Source organism: Verticiella sediminum (assembly GCF_007558815.1).
Lineage (GTDB): Bacteria > Pseudomonadota > Gammaproteobacteria > Burkholderiales > Burkholderiaceae_B > Verticiella > Verticiella sediminum.
Window position 1 is genome coordinate 72,169 of the sequence record NZ_VLTJ01000022.1, and the last position, 12,972, is coordinate 85,140.

General features: G+C 69.4%; 12 protein-coding genes. 9 read left to right on the plus strand and 3 right to left on the minus strand.

The window, feature by feature from the left end:
* Positions 1-9 precede the first annotated feature (9 nt).
* The 5 genes from pcnB to FOZ76_RS11110 all read left to right on the plus strand — a co-directional run bounded on the left by pcnB (position 10) and on the right by FOZ76_RS11110 (position 5,335).
* Positions 10-1,356 (plus strand): polynucleotide adenylyltransferase PcnB, encoded by a 1,347-nt coding sequence (pcnB, locus tag FOZ76_RS11090; protein WP_143948325.1) that lies wholly within the window; start codon positions 10-12, stop codon positions 1,354-1,356.
* A 60-nt stretch (positions 1,357-1,416) separates the two neighbouring features.
* Positions 1,417-2,208, plus strand: coding sequence for an IclR family transcriptional regulator (locus FOZ76_RS11095; RefSeq protein WP_143948326.1), 792 nt, complete (start codon positions 1,417-1,419; stop codon positions 2,206-2,208).
* A 119-nt stretch (positions 2,209-2,327) separates the two neighbouring features.
* On the plus strand, positions 2,328-3,281 hold the full coding sequence (locus tag FOZ76_RS11100) for an MBL fold metallo-hydrolase (RefSeq protein WP_143948327.1): 954 nt from the start codon (positions 2,328-2,330) through the stop codon (positions 3,279-3,281).
* 168 nt (positions 3,282-3,449) lie between these two features.
* Positions 3,450-5,132 carry an FAD-dependent oxidoreductase gene (locus FOZ76_RS11105; protein ID WP_143948328.1) on the plus strand — a complete coding sequence of 561 codons (1,683 nt, stop codon included), beginning with the start codon at positions 3,450-3,452 and terminating at the stop codon, positions 5,130-5,132.
* Positions 5,129-5,335, plus strand: coding sequence for a DUF2783 domain-containing protein (locus FOZ76_RS11110; protein ID WP_143948329.1), 207 nt, complete (start codon positions 5,129-5,131; stop codon positions 5,333-5,335). Before FOZ76_RS11105 ends, FOZ76_RS11110 begins: the two co-directional genes overlap by 4 nt.
* Before the next feature lie 30 nt (positions 5,336-5,365).
* Here the strand turns inward: FOZ76_RS11110 and FOZ76_RS11115 are convergent, their stop codons facing one another.
* Positions 5,366-6,277, minus strand: a complete 912-nt coding sequence (locus FOZ76_RS11115; protein WP_143948330.1) for a LysR family transcriptional regulator — start codon at positions 6,275-6,277, stop codon at positions 5,366-5,368.
* Between the two features lie 158 nt (positions 6,278-6,435).
* Between FOZ76_RS11115 and FOZ76_RS11120 the strand changes: the two genes are divergently transcribed.
* Complete coding sequence (locus tag FOZ76_RS11120; protein WP_143948331.1) at positions 6,436-7,407, plus strand: Bug family tripartite tricarboxylate transporter substrate binding protein; 972 nt, start codon at positions 6,436-6,438, stop codon at positions 7,405-7,407.
* Positions 7,408-7,414: 7 nt separating this feature from the next.
* Positions 7,415-8,611 (plus strand): FAD-dependent monooxygenase, encoded by a 1,197-nt coding sequence (locus FOZ76_RS11125; protein WP_143948332.1) that lies wholly within the window; start codon positions 7,415-7,417, stop codon positions 8,609-8,611.
* 9 nt (positions 8,612-8,620) lie between these two features.
* Here the strand turns inward: FOZ76_RS11125 and FOZ76_RS11130 are convergent, their stop codons facing one another.
* Positions 8,621-9,535 (minus strand): LysR substrate-binding domain-containing protein, encoded by a 915-nt coding sequence (locus tag FOZ76_RS11130; RefSeq protein WP_143948333.1) that lies wholly within the window; start codon positions 9,533-9,535, stop codon positions 8,621-8,623.
* Between the two features lie 61 nt (positions 9,536-9,596).
* Positions 9,597-9,935, minus strand: coding sequence for a hypothetical protein (locus tag FOZ76_RS11135; RefSeq protein WP_211366204.1), 339 nt, complete (start codon positions 9,933-9,935; stop codon positions 9,597-9,599).
* A 271-nt stretch (positions 9,936-10,206) separates the two neighbouring features.
* Between FOZ76_RS11135 and hmgA the strand changes: the two genes are divergently transcribed.
* Together hmgA and fahA are read left to right on the plus strand one after the other, a co-directional pair.
* Entirely contained in the window at positions 10,207-11,505 is a 1,299-nt protein-coding gene (hmgA, locus tag FOZ76_RS11140; RefSeq protein ID WP_143948334.1) for a homogentisate 1,2-dioxygenase, read from the plus strand.
* Positions 11,506-11,534: 29 nt separating this feature from the next.
* A complete protein-coding gene (gene fahA, locus FOZ76_RS11145; protein ID WP_143948335.1) occupies positions 11,535-12,860 on the plus strand; it encodes a fumarylacetoacetase in 1,326 nt (441 codons plus the stop codon).
* Positions 12,861-12,972: the final 112 nt, after the last annotated feature.

Below are 12,972 nucleotides of genomic sequence, written 5' to 3' on the forward strand. Positions count from 1 at the left end.
CACGACACAATGCTGAAGAAATTCGTCCAACGCCTGTTCGGGCCTCGCAAACCCCAACGCATTCCCGCCTCGCAGCACGGCATCGACCGGCGCAACGTATCGCGCCACGCCATCAAGGTCTGCGAGGTCCTGCAGCAGCACGGCTACGAGGCCTACATCGTGGGCGGCGCCGTGCGCGACCTGATCGCCGGCGTCGAGCCCAAGGATTTCGACGTCGCCACCAGCGCAACGCCCGAGCAGATCCAGCCGCTGTTCCGCCGCGCGCGCATCATCGGCCGGCGCTTTCGCCTGGTGCACGTGGTGTTCGGCGCCGAGATCATCGAGACCTCCACCTTCCGCGCGCCCTCGAGCGAGGCCCAGACCACCGACGAGCACGGCCGCATCCTGCGCGACAACGTGTTCGGCACGCTGCAGGAAGACGCGATCCGCCGCGACTTCACGCTGAACGCGCTCTACTACGACCCCTCGACCGAGGAAGTGGTCGACTACCACCATGGCGTGCCCGACCTCAAGAAGCGGATGGTGCGCATCATCGGCGATCCGGCCCTGCGCTACCGCGAAGACCCGGTACGCATGCTGCGCGCGGTGCGCTTCGCCGCCAAACTCAACGGCCACATCGAGGCGGCCACGCTGGCGCCGATCGCCTCGATGGCCAAGCTGATCGAGAACGTGCCGGCATCCCGCCTCTTCGACGAGATGCTCAAGCTGCTCACCTGCGGCCATGCGATGGACTGCCTGCGCCAGTTGCGCGCCCAGGGCCTGCACCACGGCCTGCTGCCGATGCTGGACGTCGTGCTCGAGCAGCCCGGCGGCGAGCGCTTCGTCGAGCTCGCGCTCGAGCGCACCGATGCGCGCGTGCGCGCCGGCAAGTCGGTCAGCCCGAGTTTTCTGTTCGCCGCGCTGCTCTGGCAGCAGGTCAACGCGCGCTGGCAGCAGTTCCAGGCGCGGGGCGAGCATACGATTCCCGCACTCTCGCTGGCGGTCGACTCGGTGCTCGACGAGCAGACCGAGAAGCTCGCCATCCAGCGCCGCTTCGTGGCCGACATGCGCGACATCTGGTTCATGCAGCCGCGCTTCGAGCGCCGCGCCGGCAAGCTTGCCTGGCGCATGCTGGAGCAGCCGCGCTTTCGCGCGGCCTGCGACTTCCTGCAGTTGCGCGCGGCCTCGGGCGAAGTCGACAGCGTGCTCGCGCAATGGTGGATGGACCTGGCCGACGCCTCCGACGCCGAGCGCGCCGACATGATCGAGGAAGTGGCGCAGAGCCGCCCGGCGCTCGACAGCACGCCGGGCCCGCGCAAGCGCCGCCGTCGCCGGCGTTCCCCGCACAGCGGCGATTCGGCGCCGAGCGCGGCCTGATCGACGGCACGCCGCCGGGCGGCCATGCTCGCCCGGCAACCCAACGGAGACACACCCGCCATGAGCAGCACCGAGGGCGCGCAGCGCAGCATCCAATCCATCGAGACGGGCTTCGCACTGCTCGCGGCGCTGGTGGATTCCAGCGAGGCCATGTCGCTGCGCGACCTCGCCAAGGCCGCCGGCATGACCTCGGCCAAGGCGCACCCCTACCTGGTGAGCTTCATCCGCGTCGGCCTGGTCAAGCAGGACGCCGCCACTTCGCAATATGAACTCGGCCCCTTCGCCCTGCAGATGGGCCTGGTGAGCCTGCGCCGCCTGGACACCGTGCGCGCGGCCATGCCCGAGATCGCCCGCCTGGCCGGCACGCTGGGCCACACGCTGGCCCTGGCCGTGCTGGGTTCGCACGGCCCGACCATCATCCACATCCTCGAGGCGAGCTACCCGGTCCACGTCAACCTGCGCGCGGGCACCGTGATGTCGATGCTGCATACGGCCACGGGCCAGGTCTTCGCCGCCTGGCTGCCGCCCAAGGTCGCCGAGCACTACATCGAACGCGAGGCGGGCGACGCCGCGGTGGTCACCCACCTGCTGCCTGCGCGGCCCGACCGCCAGACGCGCGAAGCCCTGCTCGCCGAGGTGCGCGAGCACGGCCTCGCGCGCGCCCTGGGCAATCCGCTGCCCGGCATCGACGCGCTGTCGGCGCCGGTGTTCGACCACACCGGCAACATCGTGGCCGCGATCACCTGCCTGGGGCCGACCGGCCTGTTCGACGCCGCCTGGGACGGCAGCATCGCCAGCGCGATGCGCGCCAGCGCACGCGCGGTGTCCGCCAACCTGGGCTTTCGCGAATGACGGCGCCCTGCCCATCCGTTCGTTATTGACGAACTCGTTGCACGAAAACAAACGACGTCGTATAGTCTGCGCATGACATACGGCGCGCCCGCCGGCGCGCGCCCACACGGAGACATGCCATGAGCAAGCAATTCGCGTCCCACGCAGACCTCGAAGAAAAGACCGTCACGTTCGAGCAGTTGTCGGCCAACGCCTACGCCTACACCGCCGAGGGCGACCCCAACACCGGCGTCATCGTCGGCGACGAAGGGGTGATGGTGATCGACACCCAGGCCACGCCCACCATGGCCCAGGACGTGATCCGCCGCGTGCGCGAAGTCACCGACAAGCCGGTCAAGTACGTGCTGCTGTCGCACTACCACGCCGTGCGCGTGCTCGGCGCCTCGGCCTACGGCGCGCAGGAGATCATTGCCAGCCGCGAGACCTACGAGCTCATCGTCGAGCGCGGCGAGCAGGACAAAGCGAGCGAGATCGGCCGCTTTCCGCGCCTGTTCCGCGACGTGGAATCGGTGCCGCCCGGCCTGACCTGGCCCACCATCACCTTCGACGGCTCGATGACGGTCGATCTCGGCAATCTCGAGGTCCACATCACCCACCTCGGCCGCGGCCATACCCGGGCCGACACCATCGCCTGGCTGCCCGCGCAGAAAGTCTGCTTCGCGGGCGACCTGGTCGAATACCAGTCCACACCCTATGCCGGCGACGCCTACTTCCGCGAGTGGCCGCGCACGCTGGACCGCCTGCTCGCCCTGGGCGCCGAGAAGATGGTGCCCGGCCGCGGCCCTGCGCTGAAGAGCGCCAGCGAAGTGCATGCCGCGGTTGCCGGCACCCGGGCCTTCATCAACGACCTCTACGATCTCGTCAACCAGGGCGTGGCCGCGGGCAAGGATCTGAAGACCGTCTACAAGGAAACCTACGCGGCCATGCAGCCGCGCTACAAGGACTGGGTCATCTTCGATCACTGCATGCCCTTCGACGTGACGCGCGCCTACGACGAGGCCACCGGCATCGAGCATCCGCGCATCTGGACCGCCGAGCGCGATCTGCAGATGTGGAAGACGCTGGAAGGCTGACGCCCGCGCAAGCCCGCGCTTGCGGCGCCAGGGCCGAACGCGCAAGAAACACACGGCGTTGACACGCCCCAGAACCAGAACAGCAGCCGCCCATGCCGCGGCTGCCCTCTGCCGGCCGCGCCACGTGTGCGCCGCGCGATGCGATCCACCCACACTTCGGAGACAGCCGTGGGAGACATCGACTATCAACAGGTGGAGTTCGCCTACACCCGGCCGGCGAACCTCGAACGCAGCGATCCCGCACACCATCCGGTGATCGTGGTGGGCGCGGGCCCGATAGGCCTGAGCACCGCGCTGGACCTCGCCCGCCAGGGCATCGACGTATTGCTCCTGGACGACGACTACCGCCTTTCCACGGGCTCGCGGGCAATCTGCTTCGCCAAGCGCACGCTGGACATCTGGGATCGCCTGGGCGTCGGGCAGCGCATGGTCGACAAGGGCGTGTCCTGGAGCGTGGGCAAGGTGTTCTTCCGCGACGAGGAGATCTGGCGCTTCGACCTCCTGCCCGAGAGCGGCCATCGCCGCCCCGCCTTCATCAACCTGCAGCAGTACTACGCCGAAGGCTACCTGCAGGAGGCCGCGGCGGCCGACGAGCGCATCGAGATCCGCTGGCGCCACCGTGTGCATGGCCTGCGCGCCGCGGCCGACGGCGTCGACCTGGACGTGGAAACGCCGGACGGCAGCTACACCCTGCGCGCGAACTATCTCATTGCCTGCGACGGCGCCCGCTCGCCGGTGCGCAAGCTGATGGGCCTGGAGAGCCGCGGCCGCAGCTTCAAGGACCGCTTCCTGATCGCCGACATCCGCATGGAGGCCGACTTCCCTTCGGAGCGCTGGTTCTGGTTCGACCCGCCGTTCCATCCCAACCAGTCGGTGCTGCTGCACCGCCAGCCCGACAACGTCTGGCGCGTGGACTTCCAGCTCGGCTGGGACGCCGACCCCGTCGAAGAAGTCAAGCCCGAGCGGGTGCTGCCCCGGTTGCGCGCGGTGTTCGGCGAGGCGGCCCGCTTCAGCCTGGAGTGGGTCAGCATCTATACGTTCTCCTGCCTGCGCATGGAGCGCTTTCGCCACGGCCGCGTGCTGTTCGCAGGCGACGCCGCGCACGGCGTCTCGCCCTTCGGCGCGCGCGGCGCCAACAGCGGCGTGCAGGACGCCGAAAACCTCGCCTGGAAGCTCGCGCTGGTGCTGCGCGGCACCGCGCCGGACGCCCTGCTCGACACCTACGCCAGCGAGCGCGAATACGCGGCCGACGAGAACCTGCTGAACTCCGCCCGCGCCACCGACTTCATCACGCCCAAGAGCGAGATCAGCCGGCTGTTTCGCAACACCACGCTCAAGCTCGCCAAGCGCCACCCCTTCGCGCGCACGCTGGTCAACAGCGGGCGCCTGTCGGTGCCCGCCGTGCTGCGGGATTCGCCGCTGAACACGCCCGACGAAGACGACTACCCGGGCCCGCTCGCGCCCGGTGCGGTGGCGCTGGATGCGCCCCTGCGGGTGGCCGGACAGGATGCCTGGCTGCTCGGGATGACCGGCGATCGCTTCACCCTGCTGGTCGCGGGCGCGCTGCCCGCGAGCATCGAGCCGTCCCACCTGGCGCCGCCCGGCATCGCGCTGGATGTCGTCGAGATCCATGCCACGCCCCGGGCCCCGAGCCGGCCCGGCATCGCCTGCGCCGTGGACGTGCTCGGCCTGTTCGCGCGCCGCTACGACGCCACGCCGGGCACGTGCTACCTGCTCAGGCCCGATCAGCACGTGGCCGCGCGCTGGCGGCGCTGCCGGCCCGACGCCGTGCGCCGGGCGCTGCAGCGCGCCGTCGCTCTGCCCGTCGCCGAAACGGAGACACTGCCGTGAACGCCCCGACCAGCCTCATCACCGACCCGCACCTGAGCGCCCCGGACGACTTCTACGAGCTGCTCATCGAAGCGCATCGCGACCTGAGCCTCGCGCAAAGCCACGAACTGAACGCCGCGCTGGTGCTGCTGCTCGCCAACCACATCGGCGAGCTCGGCGTACTGCGCGAAGCGCTGCAGTGCGCACGCGAGGCCGTGGCCTGAGCGGCCAGGGCCTGTTGACAGGCCCTGGGCTCAGCGCGGCGGCCCGCTCGCGCCGCTTTCGCGCATGACCTGAACGAAGGCGTCGACCAGCGCCTGCGCAGCCTCGCTGCGATGGCTGCCGGCGCGCTCCAGCCGGTAGTAGTCCAGCGTCACGGCGGGCGTGAGCCGGACCAGGCGTACCGGCCAGCGCCGCACCGCCAGCGCCGCGAACGACGGCACCACCGCCACGCCCACACCCTCGGCCGCCATGGCGATGGCCGTCTCCAGGTGCGTGACCACGCGGCGGGGCTGCGTGCCCGCATGTTCCGACAAATGGCGGTCGGCCAGCCGCTGGATCTGGTTGTCCGGCGGCAGCACGATGAGCGGCCGCCCGCGCAGCGCGGACCAGGCCACACGCTCGCCGTAGGCGCCCGCGGCGGCCGGTACGGCAAGCATCAGCCGGGCCGGCAGGATGGCTTCGCGCCGCATGCCCGATTCCCGTTCGAAGAAGGCGCCCAGGCCCAGGTCTAGCCCTCCGGACTCGACCTGCTCGCGGATCACGCTGCGGTCCACGTCGAGCACCTCCACCCACAAGCCGGGATGCCGCTCGGCGAGCAGCCGCAGCACGCGCGGCATGACGGTGGTGGCGATCAGCGGCGTCACGCCCACGCGCAGGCGCGTGCGCGCCTGCTCGCCCAATGCCCGAACGTCGCCCACCGCCTCGCCGAGCAGGTCCAGCGCCTGCCGCGCCGCGGGCAGCAGGCGTTCGCCCGCCGGCGTGAGCACGACGCGCCGCGTGGTGCGCTCGAACAGCCGCGCGTCCACTTGCGTCTCCAGCTCGCGCACCATCGCGCTCAGGCCGGCCTGCGTGATGTGCAGCGACTCGGCGGCGCGGGTGAAGCTCGCATGGCGGGCGACCTCGACCAAAGCGGCGAGCTGGCGCAGGGACAGACCGAGGGACATGGCGAATTCTCGTTGCAAGGCAAACGTACGGCTCCGCAGATTAACAACTATTCATTGTGAATAGATCAAATACTTTAGCTTCTCATGGACAATCGCCTCTGGTCGAATAGCAAGAACGCTGCGCAAGACGTAGCGCATATTCATTTCAGGAGACAGATATGCCCGCATTCCGGCCCCAAGTACTGCTGGGAAGCATTGCCCTCGCCCTGGGCCTTGCCGCCCCGGCCGTTGCCGCGGACTTCCCCGACAAGCCCATCACGTTGATCGTGCCCTTCGCCCCCGGCGGCCCTACCGATGTCAGCGCGCGACTGTTCGGCAAGGTCATGTCCGAGCAGCTCGGCCAACCCGTCGTCGTGGACAACCGGGCCGGCGCGGGCGGCAGCATCGGTTCGGCCGCGGCGGCCAGAAGCCCCGCCGACGGCTACACACTGCTCTGGGGCGGCACCAGCAGCATCGTGGTCTCCCCGGCGCTCTACGACAACCTCGGCTATGACCCGATCGAATCGTTCACGCCGGTCGGTATGGCCGTGCGCGGGCCCATGGTGCTCGCCGGCAACAACGACCTGCAGGCGGCCGACCTGAAGCAACTGATTGCGCAGTCGAAGCAAAAGCCCATGAGTGTCGCGTCCGCCGGCAACGGCTCGGTCGGCCACCTCACCGCCGAGATGTTCAAGAGCGCCACCGGGGCCGACCTGCTGCATGTGCCCTATCGCGGCGGCGCGCCCGCCATGGTGGACGTGCTCGGCGGCCAGATCGACCTCATCTTCGACACGCTGACCCTGCTTCAGCCACAGATCTCCACCGACAAGCTGCGCGCCTATGCGATCGCCGCCCACGAGCGCCACCCCGGCCTGCCCGACGTGCCCACCGTGGAGGAAAGCGTGGGTACGCCCTTCGAGGCCTACTCCTGGTTCGGACTGCTGGCGCCCGCGGGCACGCCCGAGGACGTGGTCGGCAAGCTCACGCAGGCGCTCGCGGCCGGCGCGAAGGATCCCAACGTGATCGAACAGATGCGCGCCACGGGGCTGGAGCCCGTGGGCGGCACGGCGGCCGAGTTCGCGGACACCATCCAGGCGGATCTGGCCAAGTGGACAGATGTCGTCAAGAGCGCCAACGTCAAACCCGAGTGAGTCCTTCATGCCCTCTCGTCCCGAAGTCCTGATCGCCGGTGGCGGCCTGGGCGGGCTCACCGCAGCGCTCGCCCTGCTGCGCCGCGGCCATCCCGTCAAGGTGCTGGAGCAGGCCAGTGAACTGCGCGAAGTCGGCGCGGGCATCCAGCTCAGCGCCAACGCCAACAGGGTACTGTTCAGCCTGGGGCTGGAGGACGCGCTGCGCGCGGCCGCCAACCCGGCGGCAGGCAAGCGCATCCGGCTCTGGAACACCGGGCAGACCTGGCTGCTGTTCGACCTGGGCAGCGAATCGGTCGCCCGCTACGGTTTCCCGTATTTCACGATCTATCGCGCCGACCTGCACCGCATCCTGGCCGACGCCGTGCTCGCCCTGGATCCGCAGGCCATCGTGCTCGGCGCCCGGGTGGCCGACGTGGACGAAAATGATGGCCGCGTCGGCGTGACCCTGGCCGACGGGCGGCGCCAGGACGCCGACCTGCTGGTCGGCGCGGATGGCGTGCACTCGGCGGTCCGTACCCGCTTGTTCGGCGCCGACCAGCCCCGCTTCTCCGGCCAGCTCGCCTGGCGCGGCGTCATCCCCGCCGAACGCCTGCCCGCGCACCTGCGCGAGCCCCTGGCCTACAACTGGGTCGGCCCGGGCGCGCACGTCATCCACTATCCCTTGCGCCGCGGCGAACTGGTCAACTTCGTCGGCATCCTCGAACGCGACGACTGGCAGGTCGAATCCTGGACCGAAGCCGGCAGCGTCGAAGAATGCTCGCGCGACTTCGCCGGCTGGCACGAGGACGTCCAGACCCTGATCCATGCGCTCGAAACGCCCTTCAAGTGGGCTTTGATGCTGCGCGAACCCTTGCCGCAATGGTCGCGCGGGCGCATCACGCTGCTCGGCGACGCCTGCCACCCGACGCTGCCGATGCTGGCGTCCGGCGCGGCCATGGCCATCGAGGACGGCCTGGTGCTGGCACGCTCGCTCGAGGCCCACGCCGACGTGCCCACCGCCCTGCAGCGCTACCAGGAGGCGCGCGTGGCGCGCACTGCGCGCGTCGTACACGGCTCGGCCGAGAATGCGCGGCGCTTTCACAATCCCGCGCTCGCGCACGCCGAAGGCGCCGCCGCCTACGTCGAGCGCGAATGGCACGAAGCCCGCGTGCGCGAACGCTACGAGTGGCTGTTCACCTACGCGGCGGACGAGGTGCCGGTGTAGCTTGCAGCCTCACCCGGCGGAGGCGCCATACATCGCCACGATCAACCCGCGCAGCCACTGGTTGGCTGCGTCCCGATGCAACCGCCGTGGCCAGAACAAGTGCGTCTGCAAGGGCGGCACCGGCAGCGGCGGCACGAACGTGCGCAGGCCGAAGCGTCCCGCCACGCTCTGCGCGAGCTTTTCCGGCACGGTGGCAAGCACGTCGTTCTCGGCGACGATGAACGGCACGGCGCTGAAGTGCGGGACGCTGAAGTGTTCGTGCAAGGGCACGCCGGCGCGCTCCAGCGCCTGGTTCACGTCGCCGTAGGGCAAGGCGCGCGAAATGACCAGGTGCCGGGCGGCGACGAAGGCGGCCAGCGGCATGCCGGGCCGGGCCAGGGGATGCGCCGGCCGATGCAGAGTGAGATACCCCTGGCGGAACAGCATGCGCTGAAAGCAGCCGCTGCCCATGTCCTCGGAGAAGGCGCCCACGGCCAGGTCCACCCGGCCCGCCTCCATGTCGCGGCGCAGCTCGGCCCCCGCCACACGCACGGTGTCGATGCGCACGCCGGGCGCGTCCACGGCGCAGCGCGCCAGCAGGCGCGGCATGAAATGGATCTCGCCCACGTCGGACATGGCGACGCGAAACCGCTGTGTACCGATCGCTGGTTCGAAGTCGTCGCGAAAGTCGAGCATGTGCGAGAGCAGCGACAGCGCCTCGCCCACAGGTTCGGCGAGCCGCTCGGCCAACGGGGTGGGCTGCATGCCTTGTGCGCTGCGCACGAACAAGTCGTCGGCCAGGGCGTTGCGCAAGCGGCGCAGGGCATTGCTGACCGCCGGCTGCGACAGGTTCAGCCGGCGCGCGACCGCGGAAATGCTGCGTTCCTCGAGCAGCGCCTGGAGGATCACCAGCAGGTTCAGGTCGAGCGTGCGCAGGTCGATCATGGCAAGCTCGCACGCCGCATGCAGACGGTGCGCACGCAACCCGGCGGCGCCGGCACGGCGCTCAGTCGTTGAACGAGAACGCGCCGCCCCGGCAGACGTTCACGCTGTTCTCGATGACCTCGTCCCCGTCGTCGAACACGCCCTTGAAATCGAAGTGGCAGGCACCTGTGCCGTCGTCGATTTCGATCTCCACCGACTGCCCCGGCCTCAGCACCAGCTTGCCGAGAATGTCCTCTTCCCAACTGTCGGTATCGGTGTTCGACGCATAGAACTCGTTGAGGGTGACGCCGGTGCGGTTGACGATCTGCACGACCCGATCGGCAGCGACGGCCTGGACGCAAACGGCCATGGCGCTGGCCAGTGCGAGCGCACCGGACCAGCGCACGGGGATGGAAGGCATGGGACCTGCTCCTGAAAGGTCGACGAGCGCCCGGGCATGCTCGGGTGCAGCCGGGGCCGGCCGCGGCTGCCGGGGCGTACGCGCCAGCCAGGCAGCGGCCGTTGTCCCTATATTTTACCCAGGTTTTTTTGATGTCAGGCACGGGGCAGTCATTCTCCGGACATTCTTGTGGTGAATAACCCTTATTCTCCCATTCATCTCGTCATGGTGCAGCCGAACTCGCACAATAGCGCAATGCGCCTGCTGCAGGCGGGCTGACCAGGAGACATTCATGGAACGACGCTATCTTTCCGGCTTCGGTAACGCCCACGCGACCGAAGCCCTGCCCGGCGCGCTGCCCGAGGGCCGCAACTCGCCGCAGGTCTGCCCCTACGGGCTGTACGCCGAGCAACTGTCCGGCGCGGCCTTCACCGCGCCGCGCAACGAGAATCGCCGCTCCTGGCTGTACCGCATCCGGCCCGGCGTGGTGCACCGGCCCTTCAAGCCTTACGACGGCGCGCAGCGATGGGAGAGCGACTTCGGCACCGGCCCGGTCACGCCCAACCAGTTGCGCTGGAGCCCGCTGCCCCTGCCCGAGACCCCGGTGGACTTCGTCGATGGGATGACGACCTGGGCCGGCAACGGCGGCCCGGGCGCGCACACCGGCGTGGGCATCCACCTGTATGCCTGCAACCAGGACATGCGCGGGCGCTACTTCTACAACGCCGACGGCGAGATGCTGATCGTGCCGCAACTGGGCCGTCTGCGTTTTCGCACCGAGCTGGGCGTGCTGGAGGTCGAACCCCTGGAGATCGTCGTGATCCCGCGCGGCGTGCGCTTCGCGGTCGAACTGATGGACGGCGAGGCGCGCGGCTACGTGCTGGAGAACTTCGGCGCGGTGCTGCGCCTGCCCGAACTCGGCCCGATCGGCTCGAACGGGCTGGCCAATGCGCGCGACTTCCTGGCGCCCGCGGCGGCCTACGAGGACGTGGACGGCGACTTCACGCTGATCGCCAAGTTCACCGGCGGTTTCTGGCAATGCGCGCTCGACCATTCGCCGCTCGACGTGGTGGCCTGGCACGGCACGCATTATCCCTACAAATACGACCTGCGCCGCTACAACGCGGTCGGCTCGATCAGCTTCGACCACCCGGACCCCTCCATCTTCACGGTGCTCACCTCGCCCACCGACACGCACGGCGTGGGCAACATGGATTTCGCGATCTTCCCGCCACGCGTGCTGGCGATGGAGAACACCTTCCGCCCGCCGTGGTTCCACCGCAACGTGGCCAGCGAGTTCATGGGCCTGATCCAGGGGGTCTACGACGCCAAGGCGGAAGGCTTCGCGCCCGGCGGCGCCAGTCTGCACAACTGCATGAGCGGCCACGGCCCGGACGCCGGCACCTTCGAGAACGCGAGCAAGGCCGACACCACCAAGCCGCACTACATCCGCGACACCATGGCCTTCATGTTCGAGACCCGCGGCGTCATCCGGCCGACCGAGCGCGCCCTGGCGTCGCCGCAGTTGCAGAGCGATTACTATCAATGCTGGCAGGCGTTGAGGAAGCACTTCAACCCCGAGCAACCCTGAAGCACAAGATCCAGAGACATTATCCCTACATGGCCAACCTGAACGAAACCCACGACCCCGCGCTCACCAGTTGGGTCGAATCCGCCAACCAGCCGGGCACCGAGTTCCCGATCCAGAACCTGCCCTTCGCGGTCTTTCGCCGCCGCGGCCAGCCCGGGGGCTTTCGTCCCGGCGTAGGCATCGGCGAGCAGATCCTGGATCTGCGCGAGCTCGCCAGGAACAAGCCGTTCGACGGGCTGGCGGCGGTCGCGCTCGCCGCCTGCGACCAGCCCGGCGGCCAGCTCAACGAGTTCATGGCGGCCGGCCAGGAGACCTGGTCCGCGCTGCGCCTGGCCCTTTCGCGCGCGCTGCGCACCGGTTCCCCGCTGCGGCAGGCGCTGGCCGGCGCCCTGGTGCCGCAGGCCGATGCCGAGTTCACCGTGCCGGCGCGCATCGGCGACTACACCGACTTCTATGCCTCGATCCACCACGCCACCACGGTGGGCAAGCAGTTCCGGCCGGACAACCCCTTGATGCCCAACTACAAGTGGGTGCCGATCGGCTACCACGGCCGGGCCTCGAGCATCGGCGTGTCCGGCCAGCGCTTCGTGCGCCCCATGGGCCAGGTATTGCCCAAGGGCGCCAGCGCGCCGGAGTTCAGCGCCAGCCGCCGCCTCGACTACGAGACCGAAATGGGCGTGTGGATGGGCCAGGGCAATGCGCTCGGCACGCGCATCGGCCTGGACGACGCCGACACCCGCATCTTCGGCCTGTGCCTGCTCAACGACTGGTCCGCGCGCGACATCCAGGCCTGGGAGTACCAGCCGCTCGGCCCCTTCCTCGCCAAGAACTTCGCCACCACCATCTCGCCCTGGATCGTGACGATGGAGGCGTTGGAGCCCTTTCGCGTCGCCTGGGAACGCCCGGAGGGCGATCCCCAGCCGCTGCCCTACCTGGACTCGCCCCGCAACCGCGAGGGCGGCGCCTACGACATCCGCCTGCAGACGCTGCTCACCACCGAGAAGTCGCGCGCCGGGAAGTCCGCCCCGGCGGTTCTGTCCGAAACCAGCTTCCGTCACTCGTACTGGAACGTTGCGCAGCTCGTCGCCCACCACAGCGTCAACGGCTGCAACCTGCAGGCCGGCGACCTGCTCGGCACGGGCACCCAGTCCGGCCCGACCCCCGAGGAAGCCGGCTCGCTGCTGGAGCTCACCTCGGGCGGCCAGAAGCCGCTCACCCTGCCCTGGGGCGAGGAACGCACTTTCCTGCAGGACGGCGACGAAGTCATCCTGCGCGCCTGGTGCGAGAAACCGGGCTACCCGCGCATCGGCTTCGGCAGCGCGGCCGGTACCGTGCTGCCCGCCGCAGCGGACTGAGCCCGAGCCCGCTCCGGCAGCGCATGCTGCCGGGCAGACGAACACGGGGCCTGCACGGCCCCGTGTTTTTTTGTCGTAGGGTCGCCCCAAGACAAGAAAGCGCTCCCGCCCG